Raw genomic sequence first — 24,831 nt, forward strand, 5'->3', positions numbered from 1 at the left:
ACTGATAACTGATAACTGATAACTGATAACTGATAACTGATAACTGATAACTGATAACTGATAACTGATAACTGATAACTGATAACTGATAACTGCCCACTGATATTATTTTTTCCCTCTAACTGCTCTGGCGATAACAGCCCATTTTTCGTCAGAAATTTCGTTTAAATCTGAAAATTCTCCTGCTCCCATTAGCCATTCTCCGCCATCAATTGTAATTACTTCACCGTTGATATAAGCCGAAAACTCAGACATTAAATAAGCTGCTAAATTGGCTAATTCTTGATGTTCTCCTACTCTTTTTAAAGGTATTCTATTCTCTGGAGCTAATTTTGCTGCTAACTCCTCTCCCATTGCCTCCGCAGGAAAAAGACGTTCCCATGCACCTTCTGTTGGAAATGGACCTGGAGCAATCGCATTAAAACGAATACCGTATTTTGCTCCCCATTCTACCGCCAATGAGCGTGTAAGTGCTAAAACTCCTGCCTTTGCCGTTGCCGAAGGAACAACATAACCTGAACCTGTCCACGCATAAGTAGTTACGATTGACATGACAGTTCCTTTGATTTTTTCTGCAATCCAATATTTCCCAAAAGCTAAAGAGAAATTATATGTTCCCTTCAACACAATATCAACCACTACGTCAAAGGCTTTGTGGGATAAATGTTCAGTTGGACTAATAAAGTTTCCTGCGGCATTATTAACCAAACCATGCACTGCTCCAAAATGCTCAACTGCTGTTTTTAGTACATTTTCAACTTCATCATAATTACGGGCATCACAAGCAATTGGCAAAACTTTTCCGCCAGTTTCAGCGATTAATTCTGCGGCTGTTTCTTCCAAAACAGGCATTTTGCGTGAAGCTATCACAACATTTGCACCTAATTGTAAAAAATATTTAGACATCGAACGCCCTAAACCTGTTCCTCCACCTGTTACAACAATTGTTTTTCCTGCTAAAGCTCCATCTCTGAGCATTGGTTCATTAAAATTCATATTATAAGATTGTTTATTATAATTTCAAGATTAAATATAACGCAATATTACAGGTTTCAATTTATTATGCAAGCATACCTTTTGAGATTTGTGCAATAAAAATCCCGAACCTTTCGATTCGGGTTTTTTTTATTATAATTCTAATTCGCTAACAATTATTCAAAAATATAACGGATACCGAATTGAGCTTGCCATACGTTATCAACTGTAATACTTTTTACAAAAGAGTCACGAAGTAAAATTGTTTCGTTTACACCAGCATCATTTCTTACAACTTGAGTTCCGATACGATATTGTGGAACACCCGAAGCATTAACACCCGCAAAACTTAATGGATTTAATGAAGTTGAAACATTACCAACTCCCCAAGCATTATTCAATAAGTTTCCAACGTTTAAGATGTCAGCACGGAAACGTAAAGTATTCTTTCTTCCTTTAGCAGTTTTAATGTAAAAATCTTGTTCAACTGTTAAGTCAAAACGAGTTAACCAAGGAGAATAACCACCATTACGCTCAGCATATTGTCCACGACGAGTACTCAAATATTCATTACCATCTACATAAGAATCAAAAGCAGCAGCTTGTTCAGCAGCAGTATAAGTTTTAGCAGTTGCACCAGAACCTACTGTTAATGGTAAGAAAACTAAATCAGAAGCTTTGTTTGGAACAAATATTAAGTCATTTGTTTGACCATCTCCGTTAAAGTCACTACCATAAATATAAGAAGCTTTAAATCCACTATTTGCTACTGCACCTAAAGTAATCATTGTTGAACCTCCAAATTGACCACCATAATTAATACGATAGTTAGCGTATCCTACAAATCTGTGACGTAAATCATTATCAGAGAAAGAAGTAGTCAAGTAGTTTTGACCTGTTACAGTAGGAATATTTGCTTGTACAGTACTACCCACAGACTGAATATCTTTAGCTACTGCATAAGTATAACCAACCATTCCTCCAAAACCTTCAGTTGTTGGTTTTTCTAATTTTGCAGTTAATGAATATGACTCTCCTTTATCAGTATTTGTCAATACAAAAACGTTTGTAGTTGCAGTATTATAGAAACGAGCAGGGTTAACAGCAGTTCCAGAAAGACCAAATGCAGGGAAACGGTCACGATTATCTGCTCCAGCAAAAGTAGTTGAAGCTCCTTTTAAGTTAGCATCAATATAACGTAAAGCTTTGATATTCTTGTTATAAATACCTTCTAATGTTGCAATCAAACCGAATGGAAGTTTTTGGTCAATCGCTAAGTTCGATTTCCAAATCATTGGATTTTCTAAACCTTCTGTCGAAGCGTTTACTGCATAAGCAGGAAGTTTAGTAATATCAGTTGTTGCTGGCTTATAAACCGACGGGTCTAAAGTAAATGGATAAGCAGTTGTATTTGTTGCTGTGATTACTGCGGTATTAACTCCATTATTACCTAATTGGTTAGAAATTAACACTTGTGGAATACGAGACACAAAATAACCTGTTCCTCCTCTTACTTGAGTAGTTTTATCACCATTCACGTCAAAATTGAAACCAATACGTGGAGATACTAAAACTTTTGCACTTGGGAAAGCTCCTGTATTTACTTTCAAATTACTATTATTTTCGTCTTTATATGTTAATCCTGCTACAACGGGATTATAGAACGATGCTGAAGTTGCATCATCATAACTGAATACATCAAAACGAAGACCACCAGTAACTTTCAATCTGTCTGTTACTTGATATTCATCTTGTAAGTATGCAGAATAAGTAGTTGCATTAAGTGTTTGTAATGGCTCTTGTCCATTTGGCAATAAAGAGTAACGGTAGTTAAAACGAGCCAAAGTAACTGGAGATACAGTCAAATTAGGATTAGCTTTGTATGCCAATGCTGCTGTTTTGAAATCTGCAATTGAGTTAAATACATAAACACCGTTTGAAGAAGGGAAAAATACGTTGTTAGACACAAAATATTCGTAAGCTAAACCTAAAGTTACAGTGTGTTTTCCTGCGAAGTAACTTAAATTATTCGTAAAGTTTAATGTTGAATAATTCAATTTATTATTTGGCGTGAATGGGTCAAAACCTAAAGAAGTATAAGTACTACCTGAATTTAAGATGTCAATAGTTGGAAATACAGATGTTCTATATTGTCTGTCTTCAATTTGCTTATTATAAGTAGCAATAAAACTGTTAGAGAATTTGCTATTGAAGTTTGAACTTAATTCAGCAACAATTGAACGAGTGTTATCTGCAATAATATAACCTGTATTTTGTGGAGACAATGCTAATGCAGAGTTTGTACGGTTACCATTACCTGCTGTATTACTACTATTACTATTACTAATTATTGCGTCTGACTGTGAATCGTGATGTGAATAACGAACAGTTAATTTATGTTTATCATTGATGTTATAATCAAATCTTAATAAACCTTTAGAACTTTGAACTTCGTTGTTAAAACCATCAACTGCACCAATATCATAACCGAAATTACTTTTCATGAATGAACCTAAGTCCTCAATATCAGAAGCTAATACACGAGATACGTTACCAGTTGCTCCAGAACGGTTAGCAACCCAATCCAAAGCTGGATTAGAGCTTTTGAAAGTTTCGTAGTTTGCAAAGAAGAACAATTTATCTTTAATGATTGGGCCACCTACACGGAAACCGTATGTTTTCTCATCAATATTTACAGTTGGTAAATCTCTACCATCTGCTTTTTTCCCAACTAAGCTACTTCCTCTAAAGATATGATAGGCAGAACCTGTAAAATCATTTGTTCCAGAACGAGTAACAGCGTTGATACCTGCACCTGCAAAACCTGATTGACGAACATCAAATGGAGCGATGTTTATCTGAACTTGTTCGATGGCATCAAGAGATACTGCAGTTGTACCTGTACGACCACCCGCTTGAGATGAAGAACCTAAACCGAAACCGTTGTTAAATACAGAACCATCAATAGTAAAATTATTAAAACGAGCATCTTGACCAGCAAAAGAACGACCATTACTATAAGCGTTGTACTTAGTGATGTCATTAATTGTACGTCCAATAGTTGGCAAACTACTAATTGCGTTAACACCAAATGAGGTAGAAGCTCCAGTTCTACTTGAACTAAATGCGTCATTCTTACTTGATTTAACTACAACTTCTTGTAATTGACTTCCTTCTTCTACCATTTTAAAACCTACATTAGCGGCTGCCCCTAATGTAGTAACAATGTTTTCTTGTGTTTGTGTTTTAAAACCAACGAATGATGCTGTGATTTTGTATGGCCCACCAACACGAACACTATTAAAAGTATAACGTCCTGAGTTATTTGTTAATGCACCATAACGAGTACCAGATGGAGTGTGAATTGCAATAACTGTTGCTCCAGGAAGGCTCTCACCTTTTGAGTCAACAACGCTACCAACAATTGAAGCAGAAGTCACCTGAGCAAACATTTGCACACTTGAAAGGGAAGCCATAAGAACCAAAAGAGTTCCTAAAACAACCTTAGTGGTAAAGATTTTTTTCATGATTGAAAATTTGGAATTTAGTTAGAAATTGAATGGGTGAATTTGGATACAAAATAACAACAAAAATTTAGCAAGAACAACAAGCCTTTATTAAGAAAATGTAAAAATCAAAGAGCCAATCTATTGATTTATAGGATTTGTTAAAGAAAAACCTCAAAAAAGTCTATTTTTCGATTTTATTTTTCCTAAATAATTTATATTGTAAAAGTAAATTATTGAAGTCTATCTGTTTAGTATTTTTTTAAGAATATACCCATTAACTTTGTTGAGAATAATTAATCATTTATTCAACTAAGTATAAATGATTAATTATATTTATTAAAACATTTTTTGGCATTTTTAGTTTTTAGATTTTTAATTAAATGAAACTTTTTTTTAGACAGGTCGGCGAAACGGGAACTCCTATTATTATTCTTCATGGTATTTTTGGGTCATCTGATAATTGGCTCACGATTGGAAAAGTATTAGCAGACGCTTATCAAGTTTATATGGTTGACCAACGTAATCATGGGCAATCTCCTCGTAGTGATGACTTTAATTATGATGTAATGGCATCAGATTTAAAGGAGTTTATCGACGACCATAACCTGCAAAATGCCATTTTAATCGGGCATTCAATGGGTGGAAAAACCGTGATGCAATTCGCCATGAATTATCCTGAGAGTTTCTCTAAAATAATGGTGGTAGATATTGCACCAAAGTTTTACCCTGTGCATCATAACATGATTTTGCAAGGTTTAGCTTCCATTGACTTGAAAAACCTAAAAAGCAGAACCGAGGCGAATGAGTTGATGAAACGCTTTGAAGAGAGTGAAGGGGTACGTCAATTTCTTTTGAAAAATCTTTGGAGAAACCCAGAAAAAAACAATGAGTTCGACTGGCGAATTAATGTTCCTGTCATCACCAAAAATATTGATATTGTCGGGCATGAATTGGCTAATGAAAAAACGATAACAAAACCCGTTTTATTTATTCGTGGGTCAGAATCACACTATATTCAGCCTGAAGACGAAAGAAAAATTTGGGACTTGTTTCCCAATTATGAAATTATAACCATTGAAGGTGCAGGGCATTGGGTACAAGCGGATAAACCACAAGAGTTTATCAATGTTGTACGGACAGCCTTGTCCGTATAAATGTAATCATGACAGTTGTGGCTGTTATATTAAAACTAATTCTACCAATCATGAATAATTTTAAACCTTTCTACCGAAGGAATTTGCCTCATTTTCAACAAAATGGAGCTACGTATTTTATCACTACAAGACTCTATGGAAGTTTGCCAAAAGATGTAATCATCAAAATTTCTAAAGATAATGCGGAAAAGATTTCTGCTATTAAATTATCAAATAAAAATGACTCTGAGAAAGAGTTACTTATTGATGAACAACACAGACGTTACTTCGGCTTATTTGACAAATATTTAGAAAGTAACCCAAACGGAAATCATTGGCTAAAGAATGAAAATGTAGCTAAAATAATTATGGATGCTTTACATTTTAGGGACGGTAAACAATATGAATTGATTTGCTATACTATCATGTCAAATCATATACATTTGGTCTTTACCGTTTTAAATGAAGATATTAATCTCTACACAATTCTACAACGACTAAAGCAATTTACAGCTTCACAAGCCAATAAAATTTTAAATAAAACTGGTTCATTTTGGCAAGAAGAAAGTTATGATAGGGTTGTAAGAAATGAAGGTGAACTAACAAGGATTATTAGTTATGTTTTGAACAATCCCGTTAAAATTGGCTTAGTTGAAAATTGGCGAGATTATCCTTTTAGTTATGTGAATCAAATGTTTTCCGAACAACTGTAATACGGACAGCCTTGTCCGAAAATAAAATGTAATACCGACAGCATTGTCCGAAAATAAAAATGTAATACGGACACAGCATTGTCCGAAAATAAAAATGTAATACCGACAGCATTGTCCGAAAATAAAAATGTAATACCGACAGCATTGTCCGAAAATAAAAATGTAATACGGACAGCATTGTCCGAAAATAAAAATGTAATACGGACAGCATTGTCCAAAAAATAAAATCAAAACTACGGACAGCCTTGTCCAAAAAAAAAATGTAATACAGACAGCATTGTCCAAAAAATAAAATCAAAACTACGGACAAGGCTGTCCGTAATACACAGATGTTATATTTAATACCAACCATACTCGCACCAGAAAGTAGTGAGGCAGTTTTGCCAAATCAAATCAAAAATGCGATTACTCAGACTGACTATTATTTTGTAGAAAATATCCGTACAGCTCGGCGGTTTATAAGTGAATTAAAACTTGGCGTTGTCATTGATAATCTTCATTTTTTTGAATTGACGAAAGACACTTCTATCAGTGATGTCCGTAAATATTTTGATGCCGTTCCCCGAGGACAAAATATTGGAATCATGTCAGAAGCTGGTTGTCCCGGTGTTGCTGACCCCGGAGCTTTGGCGGTAAAAGTTGCTCATCAATTAGGCGTGAAAGTTTTGCCTTTAGTTGGTCCTTCTTCTATCCTATTGGCTTTGATGGCTTCTGGTTTTTCGGGACAATCTTTCGTTTTTCATGGTTATTTACCGATTGATAAAATTGAACGCTCTAAAAAAATCAAAGCTTTGGAAAATGAGTCTAAAAAAGAACAAACCCAGATTTTCATGGAAACCCCTTTCCGAAACAATTCTTTTTTAGAAGATTTATTGAATACTTGTCAGCCCACAACGCTATTGTGTATTGCTTGTAATGTAACAGGAAATGATGAGATGATTCAGACAAAAACAATTGCTGATTGGAAAAATAAAAAACCCGATTTGCACAAAAAGCCAACCATGTTTTTGATTGGTTAATCCCGCTTTTCATCTAAAGCCTTATTTTTTTATTACTTTTGTAAAATGATACAAGTCCATACATTTACATTCAATCCCTTCTCGGAAAATACCTACATTCTTTCAGACGAAACCAAAGAATGTGTCATCATCGACCCCGGTTGTCATAATTACGAAGAACGTAAAGAGCTAAAAGATTTCATTGACAATGAACAACTAAAAGTAGTTCATTTGCTCAATACGCACGCACACATCGACCACGTTTTGGGCAATGAATACGTAAAAAGAACCTTTGGTGTAAAACTACATTTACACAAAAAAGACCTTCCAATCTTACAAAATGCAGCGGCTCGTGCAGAATATTATGGCTTTCCGAATTATGAAGGGTCGGAAGTGGATGTTTTTATTGAAGAAGGTGATATTATCACATTTGGAAATACTGAATTAGAAATTCTTTTCGTTCCCGGACACGCCCCCGGACACGTCGCTTTTATCAACAAAGAAGAAAATATTTGTATCAGTGGCGATGTACTTTTCAAAAGAAGTGTAGGCAGAACGGATTTTCCACTTTGTAGTTTTCCAGATTTAGAAAATAGTATTAGAACAAAATTATATACTCTCGACGACGAAATGGTTATTTTCCCAGGACATGGAGGCATTACCACTATCGGAGATGAGAAAAAATATAATCCCTACGTAAAAGCATAAACCATGAACGAAATAAAAAGACATATTCCTAATGCTCTGACTTGTGGTAATTTAATTTGTGGAATATTCGGAATAATACAAGTATTTGAAGGAAATCTTACGACTGCGTCAATGTTGATTGGGGCAGCACTTATTTTCGACTGGCTTGATGGCTTTATCGCCCGCTTACTTCACGTAACATCACCGATTGGCAAAGAATTAGACTCTTTAGCCGACATGGTAACTTTTGGTGTTCTTCCAGCTTTAATAATGCTCAAACTCATTGAAAATAGCTGTACTTCTGGCACTTGTACCGTTGGACTATTTGGCTTTTACAAACCATATATTGCTCTTGCTTTAGCCGTTTTTTCAGCTTTACGTTTAGCCATGTTTAATGTTGATACCCGTCAAAGTCATTCGTTTATTGGTGTACCAACTCCTGCAAACGGAATGGTTGTGGCATCATTTCCGCTAATCTTAGCATATAATCCAGAGTATTCGCCTTACATTCTCAACTTCAATGTGTTAGTGATTTATTCAATTATTATGTCATATCTTTTAGTGGCAGAGTTACCGCTTTTTGCCTTAAAATTTAAAAATTTTAGCTGGGCAGAAAATCAAATAAAATATATTTTTCTGATTCTTTCGGTATTACTATTGATTTTACTGAAATTTGTAGCCGTTCCTTTAATAATATTCTTATACATCTTGATTTCTATCGTTCAGAATTTATTAAAAAAAGAATAATCAAAGATTTTTCTGAAATATAACAAGATTGTGTAACTTTAACACGATTTAATATTTTGCATTAGTAAAATCATTATATAAGTCATTTACCCCACGACTTACCAAATTTTAACAAAATTCCTCCTCTGGGGCTGGAGGTATAATTGTATTATGAAATTTTTTATTGACACAGCAAATCTTGCTGAAATTCAAGAAGCTTATGATTTCGGAGTATTGGACGGAGTAACTACCAATCCTTCATTAATGGCAAAAGAAGGTATCAGCGGAAAAAATAACGTATTGAAACACTACAAAGCTATTTGTGATATAGTAGATGGTGATGTTTCGGCAGAAGTTATTGCAACCGACTACGAAGGAATGATTCGTGAAGGTGAAGAATTAGCTGAATTAGATGAGAAAATCGTTGTGAAAATCCCAATGATTAAAGACGGGATTAAAGCAATTAAGTATTTTTCTGAAAAAGGAATTAAAACGAATTGTACCTTAATATTCTCAGCAGGTCAAGCTCTTTTAGCAGCAAAAGCAGGTGCAACTTATGTATCTCCTTTCATCGGTCGTTTAGATGATATTGGATTTGACGGAATCGATTTGATTGAACAAATCCGTACTATTTTTGATAACTACGGTTTTGATACTGAAATCTTAGCAGCTTCTGTTCGTAACCCTATTCACATCATTAAATGTGCTGAAATCGGTTCTGACGTAATGACAGGTCCACTTTCTGCTATTTTAGCGTTGTTGAAACACCCATTAACTGAAAATGGTTTGAAGCAATTCTTAGCTGACCACGCAAAAGCAAACGCATAATTGAAAGTATTAAGTATCATGTACTAAGTATTAAGACATTTTCAAACTTCTTTGCTTTAGACTTAATACTTTGTACATTTTCTAAAAAAACTCCGTAACAATAAATTACGGAGTTTTTTGTTTGTGAGCGAAAGGTATTTCAAATCTTAATAGATATACTTAACTTTGATAGTGATGCAAATTGTCACTAACTTTTAATTTAAAATTCATAACTAATAGACCATGTTTACTTCCGAGCCAATCGTTTCTATCCAGAATGCTTTTATTTATCAAAAAGACCGAATCGTTTTAAATGATGTTAATTTTTCGATTAATAAAGGAGAATTCGTTTTCTTGATTGGACGAACAGGAAGTGGAAAAAGTTCTCTATTAAAAACGCTTTACGCAGATTTATGGCTTCAACAAGGAAAGGCAAAAGTGGTTGGCTATGAAATTGAAACATTGAAAATCTCAGACCGTCCGTACCTTCGTCGTAAAATTGGAGTTGTATTTCAAGACTTTCAGTTATTCATGGATAGAAATGTTTATGAAAATTTACTTTGGGTTTTGGAAGCCACAGGTTGGACTGACAGAGCTAAAATGAAAGCACGTATTGCAGAAGTATTGATGCAAGTAGGCATGGCTCCTGCACGTGATAAAATGCCCCATCAGCTTTCGGGAGGAGAACAACAACGTGTAGTAATTGCCAGAGCTTTATTGAACGAACCGCAAATCCTTTTTGCAGACGAACCTACGGGAAATCTTGACCCAGAAGTTTCAGAACAAATCATCAAACTTTTTCACGAAATCAATAAAGCAGGTACAGCTATTTTAATGGCTACGCACGACTTTGACATGATTAGAAAATTCCCTGCCCGCATTATGAAATGTGAAAACGGCGTAGTTTTGGAAGAAAAAGCATAAATCTGTAAATGGTTATTGGTCACTGGGGATTGGGAACTGGGAATTGGGGATTGGGAACTGGGAATTGGTTAAACTCCTCAAAACATAATACTTTGTGAATACCCAATTTTCAAATCACCAATAACTAATAACCAATAACTAATAACTAATCACCATGTGCTCAACTTCTCAAATATTATTATGAAAAAAAATCTCACATTCATCTTCCTACTAATCAGCACTTTATCTTTCTCACAAGCAGTCACTCAAAAAATCTTCGATGGCAATATCAATGGTAAAATTCCTATTACGCTAACGCTGAATCTGGACGGTGGAACAGTTTTTGGGAATGTTATTTACAAGAAAAAAGGAATTCCGATTTCAGTTATTGGTTCACAATCGAAAAATACGCTTTTCTTTCATGAACTCATGCCTGACGGACAAGTGACAGGTATATATTCAGCCGAATTGAAAGGCGATAAAATAACTGGCACATGGAATGCCATTAAAGTCAATGCCAAAGATTTATCCTTGTCATTGAGCAAAACTCAAGAACAAATCATTCCTCGAAAATCCTTAAAAAGCGTAACAGGAACATACAGATACTCGTTTGGCGAAAATGGTGGAGCGGGTGAAATGTTAGTGCAACAAATTGGAAACGATAAAATTGCTATCAGTTTTAATAATGTCACTTCAGCTCCAGCTTATAATATGGCTTCAATTGGCAGAACTATTCTAAAATATACCAATAACCAAGCTATTTACAGCAATCAAGAATTTGGGAAATGTAAGTTTAAAATTACGTTTTTAGAAAATGGTGCAAAAGTAGATTTCATGGAAGATGCTTATGATTGTGGCTTCGGACACAATGCCTCAACCGAAGGAAATTACATTCGTGTAAATAGTAGTTTGCCTAAGTTTGAAGAGTAAAATTTAAACAGCCTCACATTCTTTACTGTATATCTTCTCCGCTTTGCGAGCCTCTCTATTTTTATTCCAATCCATTATTGGTTTTTCAAAAAAATAATATGAAAAAGATGATATAAGAATTGTAAATATAAAATATGTGGAAATTGCAAAAAAACCATGTTCATTATACTTAAAATAGATTAATATTTTTCGTAAAATTAAAAATACAGGGAAATGATACAAATAGATACCATAGCTTATTTTACTTAGGTAAAGAATAGTTCTATTCTTAAATATAGTATTCCAGACATGCGAGTACATATCAAACATACCCCACCCAATTAACCAAATGGATAATAACGGGATAAATAATCGTTCTAATACTCGGTAAAAATTATTATGCTGTTCTACTAATACTCTGTTTTTCAATTCTAATGCAGTATAAAAGCCTGACTTATATATATCAACATTACTATTCATAGTAAACAAAATAAAGCTTAGTATGTATATAATTAGTACCAGATAAAAGTAAATTTCTTTTTTAAGAAATTTTTTAAATTTTTTAGGATAATAAATATATAATATTGCTATTATTCCTCCTATTCCAAAACAGTCTAATGTACATTCAGTTAAAAAATGATTGTAACGAAATGGATATTGCATAAAAAAGTAATAACTCCTTGATAATATTCCCACTATAACCATTATTAAAAAAGGGTACTTAATTACTTTTTTAGACAAAAACAAAACTATAAATGGCAAAACTAAATAAAATTGCTCTTGAACAGCTATTGACCAAGTATGAACAATACCCACACCAGAATAACTGTTCCTGACCATATCAAAGTTTTGAAGAAATGTAAAATAATATACTGAATGACTTTTGAATTCACCTTTCCAATTAATTAAATAAGCAACAATTATCAATAAATAATAAATTGGAAAAATCCGCAAACTTCTCCTCCAAAAATATGCCTTAATTACAATCCAGTTACTTTTTGTGTTTGTGGATATAAGATTTTTTTCTTCCAATAATCCTTTAGTCAATAAAAAAGCACTTAATACAAAAGCAACTGTACTGGCAAATGGAAGAAATTTAAAGGGAGTTTCAGAAACCCAATGATGTAGAAGAACAAAGAAAACAACAAAAAAGCGAATGAAATCCAAATGATAATAATAGGTATTACTTGTTTTTTTTAACATAAAATAATGATTTATAATGTCAGATAATAACGCATAGAAGCTTAATAGTAATTTATGCTATAGATTATCTACAAAGTTACTTGATTTTATTTTTCATATAAATATAGCATTGAAAACTTTTTCATACGATTGATGAAACTCTGTCTATTTTTTTCACATTAACCTCTTACAATTTAAAAATTAAGACCATATTATTACTTTATACGTTGCATGACAAAGGATAATAATATAATAATACATTGCAACAAATTATAATACTCTCCGTTAATTTACTACCAAAACATTAAATCATTAATTATGCAATACTCAATCCTCTGGGCAGATGATGAAATAGATTTGCTCAAACCTTATATCATGTTTCTTACCCAAAAAGGTTATGAAGTTACACCCGTAAACTCTGGAGCGGATGCTTTGGAAGAAGTAGAAAAAAAGAAATTTGATGTTGTTTTTTTAGATGAAAATATGCCTGGAATGACAGGCTTGGAGGTGCTTCCAAAAATAAAACAATTGAAGCCAAATCTTCCTGTAATTATGATTACGAAGTCGGAAGAGGAATATATTATGGAAGAGGCAATCGGTTCAAAAATCGCCGACTATTTAATTAAACCTCTGAACCCCAACCAGATACTTCTTTCTGTCAAGAAAATTTTAGATAAAAAACGTTTAGAAGAAGAAAAAACAAATCTTTCGTATCAGCAAGAATTCCGTCAGTTGGCAATGCAATATCAAGACCGTATTGACCACGCTGAATGGGCTGAAATTTACAAAAAATTACTTTTCTGGGAATTGGAAATTGACCGAACCGAAAACAAGTCGATGGCGGAGGTTATGAATATGCAAAAAGCGGAAGCCAATGCCAACTTCTCAAGATTTATCACCGAAAATTATGAAGATTGGCTCAATGAACCCAAAGCAAATAAACCTGTTTTGTCGCATCAATTAATGCGTAAAAAGGTTTTCCCTTTACTAAAAGAAGACTCTCCCCTATTTTTTGTATTAATTGATAATTTACGTTTCGACCAATGGAAAATTTTGGAGGGACTTATTCAAGATTATTTTTCAGTAGAAGAAGAATCCGTTTATTATTCAATTTTACCGACAACAACTGCTTATGCCCGAAATGCTATTTTCTCAGGTTTAATGCCTTCTGAAATTGAAAAACAATATCCCAAACATTGGGTACAAGATATTGGCGACAGCGAAGATGAAGAAGGCTTCAACCAACACGAAGAGTTTTTCTTCCAAGAACAAATTCGGAAAAGCAGAATGCCTTTTGCAGTAAAATCGTCGTATCACAAGATTATTCACAACAATCAAGGGAAAAATTTAGTGGAAAATTTCACCAAATTATCGCAAAATCATTTGAACGTCATCGTCTATAATTTCGTGGATATGCTTTCGCACGCACGTACAGACATGGCAATGATAAAGGAATTAGCTCCCGATGAATCAGGTTATAGAAGTTTAACGGCAAGTTGGTTTAACCACTCTCCTTTGTTTGATTTATTGAAAAAAATATCGGATAAAAAAGGTCGATTAATCATCACAACTGACCACGGAATGATACGAGTGCAAAATCCTGTAAAAATTGTGGGCGACCGTTCTGTGAATACAAATTTGAGATATAAACAAGGTAGAAACTTAAATTGGGATGATGATTCTCATCTTTTGGTTTGTCGCAAACCTGAGCGTTTTTTCTTGCCAAAGGTCAATGTATCAACGTCTTACGTATTTACGATGGAAGATTATTTCTTTGCGTATCCTAACAATTACAACCATTATGTAAGTCATTATAGAAATACTTTTCAGCATGGTGGGGTGTCGTTGGAGGAATGTATTATTCCATTTGTTTATTTGACGGCGAAATAGGTTTTTATTGGCACGCTGATTTAATGGATTGGATACAAATATTTTTTAATAAAATTACATAATTATTCGGTGTTCAATCTGTTAAATCCGTATTCTACAATTTATTTTAAACTAATTTAAGCAATAATTCTATGAAAAAAATCATCCCCATATTGTGTTTATTTTATTTGGTTGCTTTGACTTCAAAGGCACAAAATAACATTAGTAAAATCGAAGTTACAGGTCAAGCGGAAATTGAAGTTGTTCCAGATTATTTTGAATACAGCATTAATTTACAGGAATATTTTAAAACAGAGAACGAAAAACTTAGCATTGAAACTTTAGAAAAATCACTTGTGAAGGCAGTTGAAGAAATTGGATTAAAAAAAGATAATTTAACCATCAATACAGTACAAGGAAGTAAACGCTATTCTTCAGATGATAAGCCGAGTAGCTTTTTAGAAAGTAGAAATTACATTTTAAAAGTTAAGACCATTAACGATATTAATAATCTACTTCCCAAATTAGATAATAAGGGATTAACAAATACATCATTGAATAAAATGACTAATAAAATGCAGTCTGAAATTGAAAAAGAATTGCGTATTAAAGCCATTAATGATGCAAAAGAAAAGGCTAATTCTATTGCTGAGAGTGTAGGGAAAAAAATTGGTGACATTATCTTGATTAGTGGCAATGAATTTTATGGATTAAGAAAGGGTTGGAAATCATATGACCTCAATGAGGATATAAAAGTGGGATATGGTAAATTTAAAACAGATATTGAAGTTGAAAAGATAAAAATATCCTACCAAGTAAATATTACTTTTCAAATGAAGTAACTCTCCGTAAAGCCTCCTCCAAATCCTCAGGAACATCAATGCCGAAACTTTCGTAAGGGGTTTCGGCAATTTTTATTTTAAAGCCATTTGCCAACCAACGCAATTGTTCTAAAGACTCCACACGCTCCAAAAGTGCCATTGGCAATTTGGTAATTTTCTTTAAAACATCTACTCGATACGCATAAATACCAATGTGTTTGTAATAATCATGTGCATCAAGCCACTTTGCTTTTTCTATTCCACGTAAATACGGAACGGTTTGTCGAGTGAAATAAATGGCTTCGTGATTATTATCAAAAACTACTTTTGGCGTATTCGGATTGAATAATGTTTGTTCGTCTTCAATCTGTTTTACAAGGGTTGCTAACTCTGTTTTTTCGGTCAAGCAAGCCGCTAAAATATCAATTTGTTCAGGTTGAATAAAGGGTTCATCTCCCTGAATATTAATTACATAATCATATTTCTTGTATAATTTCCCTTGTTTTTTACGGTCGTTTCTTGATACAATTTGGAACGTTTCAAAACATCTATCTGTCCCACTTGGGTGTTTTGTAGAAGTCATAACTACCTCACCTCCAAAGGATTGAACATGGTCAAAAATACGTTCATCATCTGTTGCAACTACCACTTTTGCCAACGATTTTGACTTCGAGGCTTGTTCATAAACTCTTTGAATCATAGACTTTCCTCCAATATCTACAAGAGGTTTGGCAGGAAAACGAGTGGAAGCGTAGCGAGCTGGAATTATTCCTAAAATTTTATTCACGTTTTATTGTTTTTGGCAAGCAGATAGTGTGATTTTATTTAGTATTGTGAATTAACACAGAATATTTTTAAAAGACAAAAATCAAACCATTTTCAGTAATTAAACATAAATTTACGATTAGAAACGTGCAATTCAATGATTATGTATCTGCAATTCGTAAAAGTGATGTAAAATTCGCTCATCATCTAAAAAAAGAGGTTCAAATTCGATACAAAATCAAATCATACCAAATTTTCCCCTGCTAATTATACTATGAAATCTCCCATTTTAAGACTTTTCCAAAAAGCTTTTTTAGAGGCTCAAAAAGAAGAAATCACACTCGACAATTCACGTAGAAATTTCATCAAAACAGCTTCTATCGTATCGGCAAGTGCTTTTTTAAGTACAAATTTAACGAGTTGTGTCAGTCGAAAAGGTATAAAAATTGCCATTATTGGGAGTGGAATTGCAGGCTTAAATGCGGCTCATCAATTGAAAAAAGCAGGATTTAGTCCAACCATTTACGAAGCTGCCAAACGTACTGGCGGACGAATGATGAGTGCCACAGGACTTTTAGCTGATGGCATAACTACCGAATTGGGAGGCGAATTTATAGATTCGTCGCATAAAGATATGTTGGATTTATGTAAAGAATTCAATCTTGGGTTGTTGGATATGCAAGCTCCCGAAGAAGCAAAATTGGGCTTAATTCAGCACGATTACTTTTTTGATAATCACAGAATTAACGATAAATCAATTATTGAAGCCATCAAGCCTTTTGTAGCTACCATCAAAAAAGATGCGGCAATTGTGGCAAAAGGAAACTTAAAAAACCCTGCGTTAATTGCTTTAGATAGATTGTCGCTGGACGAATATTTACAAAAAATCGGTATTTCGGGCTGGTTATATGAGTTATTGAGAATCTCCTATACCTCAGAAATGGGTTTAGAATCTGATATTCAATCTTGTTTAGCTTTTTTATCTCTTTTAGATACCGACAGTAAAAATAGTTTTGAAATTTACGGTACAAGCGATGAACGCTATAAAGTCATTGGTGGAAATCAGAAAGTGGTGGATGCTCTTGCCAAAACTTTAGAAGAAAATATCGAGACGGGTTATCAATTAGAAGCTCTTACCGAAAAGGGTATGGAATATGAATTGGTGTTCCAAAATGGCAAGCAAATTTTCGCAGATTTTGTCATTATGACAATTCCTTTTTCAGTATTGAGAGAGGTAAAAATGAATGTGGATATGTCGCCCAAAAAAGCAAAATGTATCAAAGAATTATCTTACGGAACTAACTCAAAGATGTTCTTGGGTATGAAAAGTCGTTTTTGGCGTGAACAAGGTTTTTCTGGCTACGTTTTGAGCAATTTAATCCACAATGGCTGGGATAGTTCCCAAATGCAGAACGACAATAAAGGTGCTGGTGGATATTCTATTTTCACGGGTGGAAAAATGGGTAAAGAGTTAAATAACAATAGTGTTGATGGCTTTGTGAATCACTTAGATATTATTTATCCAAGTTTTAAGGAGCAATTTAACGGCAAAAAGGGCGTATTCAATTGGGGAAATGCCCCACTTGCCAAAGGTAGCTACGCCTGCATGACTGTTGGGCAACAAACTGCTTTTGGTGGCGTTGAAGCCGAACCCATCAACAGTATTTTATTTGCAGGGGAACATTGTAGTAAAACCTCACAAGGCTATATGAACGGTGGTGCAGAAACAGGTAGAATGGCAGCGGAAGAGTTGATGAAAAGAGTGAATGGCAAGGAGTAAATGAGTTTATGAGTGAAGAGTTTATGAGTGAAGGGTTTATGAGTGAAGGGTTTATGAGTGAAGGGTTTATGAGTGAAGAGTTAAAAGTTTATGAGTGAAGGGTTTATGAGTGAAGGGTTTATGAGTGAAGGGTGGAAAGTTAAGAGTTTATGAGTGAAGGGTTTATGAGTGAAGAGTGGAAAGTTAAGAGTTTATGAGTGAAGGGTTTATGAGTGAAGGGTTTATGAGTGAAGGGTTTATGAGTGAAGGGTTTATGAGTGAAGAGTTAAAAGTTTATGAGTGAAGGGTTTATGAGTGAAGGGTTTATGAGTGAAGAGTTAAAAGTTTATGAGTGAAGGGTTATGAACTACGAACCTTTCACTCTTAACTTTTAACTATTCACTCTTAACTTTTCACTATTCACTCTTAACTTTTCACTATTCACTCTTAACTTTTCACTATTCACTCTTAACTTTTCACTATTCACTCTTAACTTTTCACTATTCACTAAACTAAATATTCCACCAATAATTCCATTTAACGACGATAGAACGGTTTTTGATGCCTAAGTCTGAAGGTAGATAATTATCTGAATACACTAAGAAAATATCCGAAGCGGGTTTATATCTCCACTGAATACGACTATTCAAATTGACATTACTGACTTGTTCGTTATACTGAAAATAAGTCGTCCAGAACAATTTATTGGTAAAGGTTATATCAAATTTTGATTGAATCAACCAAAAATCAGTACCCGCTAAAACAGGCTTATTTGTTTGCTTATCAAACAAATTAACGTCTTTTATTTTATTATACTCACCTGATAATGAAATACTTACAAAAGGCTGAAAACGATAACCCAACTGTGCATTTAGTCGTAAACGAGTACCATCACCATAATATGCTCCATAACGAGAATTAAAACCATAAGTTAACAAACTACGTGGTGTTGAGGTAAAACTTGTACCCCAAGACGTCCACGAATGCTCACTCCTATTTTTCACATAATAATCATTTTTATAAGGATTTATCGGATTGAATGGTGAAAATAATACGGTATTATCGTACCCTCCCCAAATTTCAAATAAAGCTCTATTTCTAAATGTAAAATTGTAAATAACAGCTTCGGTACTGGCATTGTCCGATGACAAGACTACGTTTAATGGCACATTTTCTCGGTTATTTTTATACATAAATCCCACCAATTTAGGGCCATGTGATACGATTCTGCTATCCGATTTTTTTGGGTAAAAAGTATAGCTAATAGAAGGACTAAAATAATGATAACCTCTACGTGGAACAAAGCCCACTTCTGAACGATAATTTTCTCCAACACGAGTAAAAACTCCTCCAATCGTCCAAACACGAGTGGTATAAGAAAGATTAATATGTTGGGTGAAATCGTCTGTATTTTGGTCAGGAGAAAACGACTTCATCAACGCAATTTTGCCAGACCATTTATTACTTTTTGAAGCCAAATTATACTGAATAACGGCATTACGACTATATTCAGTAAATCCTTTACGAGCATTATCAACACCAAAACCTACACTTTCTTTATTGACAATCATCATACTAATATTGGAACGAGAAAACACTTTTCGTTGTAAAGCCAATACCGAATAATTGTAAGTTGGAAGTCCGACCGCCGTATCTTTATTGGCACTTGTTTGGATATTTAAAAGCCCAACTCTCCAATTATTATCCAATTTTCCACTCAATCTTGCTCCGTATTGAATGGGTGTTCCTAAACCAATTCGGCGAGAGAAAAAGGGGCGAGTTTCTTCACTTCCGAAACTGTTGAAAATATCCGAATTTTCAAGAAAAAACTGACGACGCTCAGGAAAAAACAACTCAAAACGGTTGAGGTTGGTCACTTGTTGGTCAACATCTACCTGTGAGAAATCGGGATTGATAGTCAGGTCAAGATTTAACGATGGCGTAATGGCAATTTTAGCATCACCACCAATATCTTTTCTGATAACAGCATCTTCGTTTTTCTCGAAATTCTTATTTACACCTGTCAATAAATAAGGAATAATTGAAATATTGGTTTTAGGCGTTGGCGGTGGATTGTCCCAAACAAGCGTACCTGTATAAGCAAGCGTAATTGAAAAAAATTGACGTGGAACGGGAGCCCAAGTAGATTTTTCATTTGAACCTAAATCTAAACGACTCAAATTCATTCCCCAATTGGTTTCTCCTGCTTTATAACGGAGCGAACTAAAGGGAATTGCCATTTCCAAAATCCATTTTTTACCATCAAAAGAAGTCTGAGAACTCCAACGATTATCCCAATTGGCATTCAAATTAGTACCATCGCCAATTTGTCCATCAAATTGAGCTCCTGCGGCATTTGTACCAAAAACCCAACCGTTCGTAAGGTCATTGAATGGTTCAAGAATTAACCACAAGTTATCGTTTAACCCAAAATTAAAATCTCTTTTCAACGACTCTACAATGTATGGAGCTTCCTTGGCTTGATAATTAATAGCAGAAAAATAGAGAAAATTATCGTCGTAGGTAAATTTGGCTTCAGTTCTACAATTCGCCTTTGAGGTATCGGCTGGAGTCATCATCCAAAAGTCTTGTGCTGTTTCGCAACGTTGCCATTCTTCATCATCTAATTTACCATCAATCTTGATACTACTGGTAGCTTTTTTGATATGATATTGGTATTTCTCATTAATTTTTTGAGCAGATAAGCTCAAACTCCCCAAGCAAATTGAGAGTAGTATAAATGTTTTTTTCACTGATTGTTTTTGAATATCTTGTTGATGAGCTTGAAAATGAAACCTTTAGCCCTAAATATTTACTGCAAAGTTAAAGTAGTTCTTAGGAATCTTTGTCCGTCTCTGATAGGAATGATTTTCTAAAAAACTCAGAATAGAAATCATACAAAAAAATGTATTTTGACCGCTTAATAATCTTTTTTCATGTTTTAAAAAATATTCAAATGAATTGCAGAAATTTGACAAAAAAAAATCAGTATTTGCTAACCCTTTTAATTCAAATCGACTTGCAACTAACCACACAATCTCTTCAATTAGTATTAAAAGACAAAGATTAAATATCCATTTTCCACATTAAATTATCACTAAACACCAATCGGTGTATAACCATCAATTTACCACAATGAGTTTAAAATTTGACCAACAAGGCGGTAGCGACCGTGAAATCAAAGGATACGAGTATCTTGCACCAAGTGCAGATGCAGAAAAGTATAAGGCTTCTTCAAAATTAAAAAATGCTGAAATGCCTTCTAAAGTAGATTTACGTTCGTACATGACCCAAGTTGAAGACCAACAACGTCTTAGTAGTTGTACTGCCAACGCCGTAGCGGGTGCTTATGAATATTTAGCCAAAAAATATCTTGCCAAAAAAGCATTTGATGTAAGCCGTCTATTTATTTATTATAATGCCCGTTTAAGAGCAGGTGGTACTATCAAAGATGCAGGTAGCCACATTCAATATGCGGTTGACAGTTTAATGAAAATTGGAGCTTGTAAGGAATCTACTTGGCCTTACGAAGCCAAAATGGTGAATGAAAAGCCTCACGAAAAGTCTTACGAAGTAGCGGCAGATTTCAAAATTGAAACAAAGAAATTTGTTCCTGTTAAATTAGAAGAATGGAAAAAAAGTTTGGCAGATGGTTATCCAATTGTATTTGGGATTGCTCTTTTCCCTTCTTTCGATTCTTGCACGAAAAATAAAGGAATTGTTCCAATGCCATCTCCAGACGAAGCTTCAAGAAGTGCTCATGGCTTGCACGCTATGCTTTGTGTGGGATATTCTGAGGTAGATAAAATGTTTATCGTTCGTAACTCATGGGGTGAAAAATGGGGAGACAAAGGCTATTGCTATATGCCTTATGAATATGTAATCAACAATAAATTCAATTTAGGAGACTGTTGGATTTTTGGTCGTACAACGCCAATTCCTGAGTCTGATGATACTTGGATTAATGATAAAAAATCAGTAATTGATAATGGTAGAGGATATGACCGCAAGGATTATATTTTCTACAAAGAAAATGATTATAAGACTTTCGACATTTGGGAATTTATTGATGTATATGAATATGACGAAGAAGTTCCTGAAGAATATGACGAATTAGAATACGAAGGCACTGGAGAATATGACGATATTTTAGCCGAATACGAAGACGAGTATTATGAAGAGGAAGAGGAAGAAGAAGAAGAGGAAGAAGAAGAAGAAGAAGAAGAAGAAGAAGAAGAAGAAGAAGAAGAAGAAGAAGAAGAAGAAGAAGAGGAAGAAGAAGAAGAAGAAGAAGAAGAAGAAGAAGAAGAAGAAGAAGAAGAAGAAGAAGAAGAAGAGGAAGAAGAAGAGGAAGAAGAAGAGGAAGAAGAAGCTGGTGAAGAAGAAGAAGAGGAAGAAGAAGAGGAAGAAGAAGAGGAAGAAGAAGAGGAAGAAGAGGAAGAAGAAGAGGAAGAAGAAGAAGAAGAGGAAGAAGAAGCTGGTGAAGAAGAAGAAGAGGAATAATCCTTCTTAAAAAGGATATGTAAACTGAACTGTGTCAAGATTTCTTAGTTTTCTTCGGGGCTTGCCCCGAAGAAAACTAATTTGTTAGATGGAGTTTCAATCTATCTCCAAAAATAACATATAGTTGCGAGAGAGTCAAGCTCCAATTGTGCAGGGGCATCGTCCATTTCTCAGATATATTTTGAACCACCAAATACACCAGTTTCATCAGAGCCATATCTGAGGTAAATGCCCCTTTTGTTTTAGTAATTTTCCTGACCTGTCGATGGAATCCTTCGATGGTATTGGTCGTATAAATGACCCTACGAATCTGCTCATCATACTCAAAAAAAGTGGATAAAGTTTCCCAATTATTATACCATGATTGAATCGGAACTGGATATTTTTTGCCCCATACTTCATCTAATTTAGCCAACTTTCCAAAGCCTTCTTCTTTATTAACTGCTTGATAAACAGGCTTTAAATCAACCATAAAGGCTTTTTTATCTTTTTCTGCAATGTATCGTAAGCTATTACGGATTTGGTGAACTACACAAGTCTGAATTTGAGTTAAAGGAAATACTGCCCCAATGGCTTCTGGAAAGCCCCGCTTCGGCGATCCGATTCAAACCGTCAATACAGGCAATTAAAATATCTTCAACTCCTCTATTTTTTAGGTCTGTAATTACAGACAACCAAAACTTAGCCCCTTCGCTTTCAGAGACGTACATCCCTATTAAATCTTTTTTTCCCCCTAAGTCAACCCCTAAAATATTATAAATGGCTCGGGTAACGACTCTGCCATTTTCTCGTACCTTGTAGTGCATACAATCCAAATAAACAAAGGCATAAACCGATTGTAGGGGGCGTGTTCGCCATTCATTGAGGGCTGGAATAACTTTATCAGTAATAGATGATAATTGAGTCGCAGAAATATCCATCTGGTACATTTCCTTGATATACTCACTAATATCACGAGTAGAAACACCACGACCATAAAGAGCAATTACTTTATCCTCTAATTCTTCGGTAATAATTATCTGGCGTTTGGGCAATATCAGGGGTTCAAATGTCCCCGTTCTATCTCTGGAAGTCTCCAAATCAAACTCTCCTGAGAGACTTTTTACCCGTTTTGTTGCCTTGCCATTACGACGATTAGGCTCGCCTTGTAGTTTAGATTCTTGCAAGTGAGAATCCATTTCTCCTTGGAGGGCAGCTTCTAAAAAATGTTTTAGAAGAGGAGCAAAAATACCTTTTTTCCCATTAAGTGGTTTGCCCTCATACATCCCTTTGATAGCTTCTTTCTTGAAGTCTTCAAAATTAAAGTCTGATTGTGTTTGCATAAAAAAACTGTGTTTTTGTAAAATTAACATTCTTGCTAAATTTTACTTGACACAGTTTAATTTACAATCTCCTTAAAAATAAAAGCACAGATTGAAATTCAATCTGTGCTTTTTTATGTCATTTTGGTTAACCTTATGATTTACTTTTACGATTTTGAATTTTCTCATAAACCATTTTGATGATACCATCTTTTAGACCTAAATCAGGGACTAAAATGGTTTTTGCTCCTGCCCATTTCATGGCTGAAATATAGATTTGGGCAGCGGGAATAATAACATCAGCACGGTCAGCGTTGAGACGTAGTTTGTTTATCCTTTCTTCATAAGTAAACCCTGCTACATATTCTTTTAGGCGTTTTAATTCGTCGTAAGACATCGAGGTTTCGTCTTCGTGTTGAGTTGAAATATTAAACAATTTATTAATATTCCCTCCTGTTCCTACGGCAGTTATTTTAGATTTTTTAGGGTCAATATTGCTTTCTATCCACTTTTTCATTTTCTCCCAATCTCCTTCTTTTTCTTTATTTTCCAAAGTACGAACTGAGCCAATTTTGAATGAACGAGATGCAATTTTCTTTCGTTCCGAATAAATATTTAATTCCGTCGAACCTCCACCAACATCAATGTGCAAATAATTACCGTCTCCTAATGCTTGAACGACCACGTCGTTAATCAGTTCAGCTTCTTTTGCTCCTTCAATAATATGGATTTTCATATCCAAAATTTTATGGATACGAGTAATAACGGCATCTGAATTACCAGCTTCACGCATGGCGGAGGTAGCACAAATGAGATAATCTTTTACCTCGTGCAAATCCATCAAAAGTTTGTAAGCATTCAATAATTTAAAAATCCTGACTTCTGATTCGGGACTAATTTCTCCTTCATTGAACACATCATGCCCCAAACGAAGAGCAAAACGTACATATTCAACTTTTTTAAAACTAATCTTTCCGTCATTTTCTAAGACTTTCGAGATTTGCATACGGGCGGCATTCGAGCCAATGTCAATAGCAGCTATTTTCATTCTTTAAAATTAAAGAGTTGTTGGGAAGGCTTAAACGTGATGAGAAAAATGTAATGAAAAAGATGAAAAATAATTTATATAACCTCTCTAAATTTAAGCAGACATTAGCACTCAAATACTCAAATACTCAATACTCAAATACTCAAATACTCAATACTCAAATACTCAATACTCAAATACTCAATACTCAAATACTCAATACTCAAATACTCAAATACTCAAA

At 34.3% G+C, this 24,831-nt stretch carries 18 protein-coding genes and 1 pseudogene; 12 read left to right on the forward strand and 7 right to left on the reverse strand.

What is annotated here, in order from left to right; all coding sequences use genetic code 11:
* Positions 1 to 105: 105 nt before the first annotated feature.
* Positions 106 to 996 carry an SDR family oxidoreductase gene (locus LV89_RS10755; RefSeq protein WP_109742901.1) on the reverse strand — a complete coding sequence of 297 codons (891 nt, stop codon included), beginning with the start codon at positions 994 to 996 and terminating at the stop codon, positions 106 to 108.
* 155 nt (positions 997 to 1,151) lie between these two features.
* Entirely contained in the window at positions 1,152 to 4,502 is a 3,351-nt protein-coding gene (locus LV89_RS10760; RefSeq protein WP_109742902.1) for a TonB-dependent receptor, read from the reverse strand.
* A gap of 362 nt (positions 4,503 to 4,864) precedes the next feature.
* On the opposite strand from LV89_RS10760, the gene LV89_RS10765 reads away from it, so the two are divergent.
* The 8 genes from LV89_RS10765 to LV89_RS10800 all read left to right on the forward strand — a co-directional run bounded on the left by LV89_RS10765 (position 4,865) and on the right by LV89_RS10800 (position 11,381).
* Positions 4,865 to 5,638 (forward strand): alpha/beta fold hydrolase, encoded by a 774-nt coding sequence (locus LV89_RS10765; RefSeq protein ID WP_109742903.1) that lies wholly within the window; start codon positions 4,865 to 4,867, stop codon positions 5,636 to 5,638.
* A 50-nt stretch (positions 5,639 to 5,688) separates the two neighbouring features.
* A complete protein-coding gene (locus tag LV89_RS10770; protein WP_158279564.1) occupies positions 5,689 to 6,330 on the forward strand; it encodes an REP-associated tyrosine transposase in 642 nt (213 codons plus the stop codon).
* Positions 6,331 to 6,659: 329 nt separating this feature from the next.
* Positions 6,660 to 7,349 carry an SAM-dependent methyltransferase gene (locus LV89_RS10775; protein WP_109742905.1) on the forward strand — a complete coding sequence of 230 codons (690 nt, stop codon included), beginning with the start codon at positions 6,660 to 6,662 and terminating at the stop codon, positions 7,347 to 7,349.
* 45 nt (positions 7,350 to 7,394) lie between these two features.
* The gene (locus LV89_RS10780; protein ID WP_109742906.1) at positions 7,395 to 8,036 is read left to right on the forward strand and encodes an MBL fold metallo-hydrolase; all 642 of its coding nucleotides are present in this window, start codon (positions 7,395 to 7,397) and stop codon (positions 8,034 to 8,036) included.
* Between the two features lie 3 nt (positions 8,037 to 8,039).
* Positions 8,040 to 8,762 carry a CDP-diacylglycerol--serine O-phosphatidyltransferase gene (gene pssA, locus LV89_RS10785; RefSeq protein WP_109742907.1) on the forward strand — a complete coding sequence of 241 codons (723 nt, stop codon included), beginning with the start codon at positions 8,040 to 8,042 and terminating at the stop codon, positions 8,760 to 8,762.
* A 150-nt stretch (positions 8,763 to 8,912) separates the two neighbouring features.
* Positions 8,913 to 9,569, forward strand: a complete 657-nt coding sequence (fsa, locus tag LV89_RS10790; RefSeq protein ID WP_109742908.1) for a fructose-6-phosphate aldolase — start codon at positions 8,913 to 8,915, stop codon at positions 9,567 to 9,569.
* A gap of 222 nt (positions 9,570 to 9,791) precedes the next feature.
* A complete protein-coding gene (locus tag LV89_RS10795; protein WP_109742909.1) occupies positions 9,792 to 10,472 on the forward strand; it encodes a cell division ATP-binding protein FtsE in 681 nt (226 codons plus the stop codon).
* 180 nt (positions 10,473 to 10,652) lie between these two features.
* Positions 10,653 to 11,381, forward strand: a complete 729-nt coding sequence (locus LV89_RS10800) for a hypothetical protein (protein ID WP_109742910.1) — start codon at positions 10,653 to 10,655, stop codon at positions 11,379 to 11,381.
* A gap of 3 nt (positions 11,382 to 11,384) precedes the next feature.
* Here the strand turns inward: LV89_RS10800 and LV89_RS10805 are convergent, their stop codons facing one another.
* Positions 11,385 to 12,563: an acyltransferase family protein gene (locus LV89_RS10805; RefSeq protein ID WP_109742911.1), complete on the reverse strand. Its 1,179-nt coding sequence runs from the start codon at positions 12,561 to 12,563 to the stop codon at positions 11,385 to 11,387.
* Positions 12,564 to 12,860: 297 nt separating this feature from the next.
* Between LV89_RS10805 and porX the strand changes: the two genes are divergently transcribed.
* A complete protein-coding gene (gene porX, locus LV89_RS10810; protein ID WP_109742912.1) occupies positions 12,861 to 14,432 on the forward strand; it encodes a T9SS response regulator signal transducer PorX in 1,572 nt (523 codons plus the stop codon).
* A 131-nt stretch (positions 14,433 to 14,563) separates the two neighbouring features.
* Positions 14,564 to 15,253, forward strand: a complete 690-nt coding sequence (locus tag LV89_RS10815; protein WP_109742913.1) for an SIMPL domain-containing protein — start codon at positions 14,564 to 14,566, stop codon at positions 15,251 to 15,253.
* Here LV89_RS10815 and kdsB read toward each other — a convergent pair.
* Positions 15,234 to 16,019, reverse strand: a complete 786-nt coding sequence (kdsB, locus tag LV89_RS10820) for a 3-deoxy-manno-octulosonate cytidylyltransferase (protein ID WP_229201504.1) — start codon at positions 16,017 to 16,019, stop codon at positions 15,234 to 15,236. The genes LV89_RS10815 and kdsB overlap by 20 nt on opposite strands.
* A gap of 252 nt (positions 16,020 to 16,271) precedes the next feature.
* On the opposite strand from kdsB, the gene LV89_RS10825 reads away from it, so the two are divergent.
* Positions 16,272 to 17,777: a flavin monoamine oxidase family protein gene (locus LV89_RS10825; protein ID WP_109742914.1), complete on the forward strand. Its 1,506-nt coding sequence runs from the start codon at positions 16,272 to 16,274 to the stop codon at positions 17,775 to 17,777.
* Positions 17,778 to 18,268: 491 nt separating this feature from the next.
* Here the strand turns inward: LV89_RS10825 and LV89_RS10830 are convergent, their stop codons facing one another.
* Positions 18,269 to 20,509, reverse strand: coding sequence for a DUF5916 domain-containing protein (locus LV89_RS10830; protein WP_109742915.1), 2,241 nt, complete (start codon positions 20,507 to 20,509; stop codon positions 18,269 to 18,271).
* Positions 20,510 to 20,891: 382 nt separating this feature from the next.
* Between LV89_RS10830 and LV89_RS25605 the strand changes: the two genes are divergently transcribed.
* Positions 20,892 to 22,259 carry a C1 family peptidase gene (locus LV89_RS25605; RefSeq protein WP_109742916.1) on the forward strand — a complete coding sequence of 456 codons (1,368 nt, stop codon included), beginning with the start codon at positions 20,892 to 20,894 and terminating at the stop codon, positions 22,257 to 22,259.
* 76 nt (positions 22,260 to 22,335) lie between these two features.
* On the opposite strand, the pseudogene LV89_RS10840 reads toward LV89_RS25605, so the two are convergent.
* Positions 22,336 to 23,581, reverse strand: a pseudogene (locus LV89_RS10840) (IS256 family transposase).
* 133 nt (positions 23,582 to 23,714) lie between these two features.
* Positions 23,715 to 24,608: a Ppx/GppA phosphatase family protein gene (locus LV89_RS10845; protein WP_109742917.1), complete on the reverse strand. Its 894-nt coding sequence runs from the start codon at positions 24,606 to 24,608 to the stop codon at positions 23,715 to 23,717.
* Positions 24,609 to 24,831 lie beyond the last annotated feature (223 nt).

It is taken from the genome of Arcicella aurantiaca, assembly GCF_003148625.1.
GTDB classification, from domain to species: Bacteria; Bacteroidota; Bacteroidia; order Cytophagales; family Spirosomataceae; genus Arcicella; species Arcicella aurantiaca.

What these genes read in the sequence shown, in the direction of transcription:
- LV89_RS10755 (WP_109742901.1), bottom strand. Translation starts at nt 996, where the DNA reads ATGAATTTTAATGAACCAATGCTCAGAGATGGAGCTTTAGCAGGAAAA.
- LV89_RS10760 (WP_109742902.1), bottom strand. Translation starts at nt 4,502, where the DNA reads ATGAAAAAAATCTTTACCACTAAGGTTGTTTTAGGAACTCTTTTGGTT.
- LV89_RS10765 (WP_109742903.1), top strand. Translation starts at nt 4,865, where the DNA reads ATGAAACTTTTTTTTAGACAGGTCGGCGAAACGGGAACTCCTATTATT.
- LV89_RS10770 (WP_158279564.1), top strand. Translation starts at nt 5,689, where the DNA reads ATGAATAATTTTAAACCTTTCTACCGAAGGAATTTGCCTCATTTTCAA.
- LV89_RS10775 (WP_109742905.1), top strand. Translation starts at nt 6,660, where the DNA reads ATGTTATATTTAATACCAACCATACTCGCACCAGAAAGTAGTGAGGCA.
- LV89_RS10780 (WP_109742906.1), top strand. Translation starts at nt 7,395, where the DNA reads ATGATACAAGTCCATACATTTACATTCAATCCCTTCTCGGAAAATACC.
- pssA (WP_109742907.1), top strand. Translation starts at nt 8,040, where the DNA reads ATGAACGAAATAAAAAGACATATTCCTAATGCTCTGACTTGTGGTAAT.
- fsa (WP_109742908.1), top strand. Translation starts at nt 8,913, where the DNA reads ATGAAATTTTTTATTGACACAGCAAATCTTGCTGAAATTCAAGAAGCT.
- LV89_RS10795 (WP_109742909.1), top strand. Translation starts at nt 9,792, where the DNA reads ATGTTTACTTCCGAGCCAATCGTTTCTATCCAGAATGCTTTTATTTAT.
- LV89_RS10800 (WP_109742910.1), top strand. Translation starts at nt 10,653, where the DNA reads ATGAAAAAAAATCTCACATTCATCTTCCTACTAATCAGCACTTTATCT.
- LV89_RS10805 (WP_109742911.1), bottom strand. Translation starts at nt 12,563, where the DNA reads ATGTTAAAAAAAACAAGTAATACCTATTATTATCATTTGGATTTCATT.
- porX (WP_109742912.1), top strand. Translation starts at nt 12,861, where the DNA reads ATGCAATACTCAATCCTCTGGGCAGATGATGAAATAGATTTGCTCAAA.
- LV89_RS10815 (WP_109742913.1), top strand. Translation starts at nt 14,564, where the DNA reads ATGAAAAAAATCATCCCCATATTGTGTTTATTTTATTTGGTTGCTTTG.
- LV89_RS10825 (WP_109742914.1), top strand. Translation starts at nt 16,272, where the DNA reads ATGAAATCTCCCATTTTAAGACTTTTCCAAAAAGCTTTTTTAGAGGCT.
- LV89_RS25605 (WP_109742916.1), top strand. Translation starts at nt 20,892, where the DNA reads ATGAGTTTAAAATTTGACCAACAAGGCGGTAGCGACCGTGAAATCAAA.
- LV89_RS10845 (WP_109742917.1), bottom strand. Translation starts at nt 24,608, where the DNA reads ATGAAAATAGCTGCTATTGACATTGGCTCGAATGCCGCCCGTATGCAA.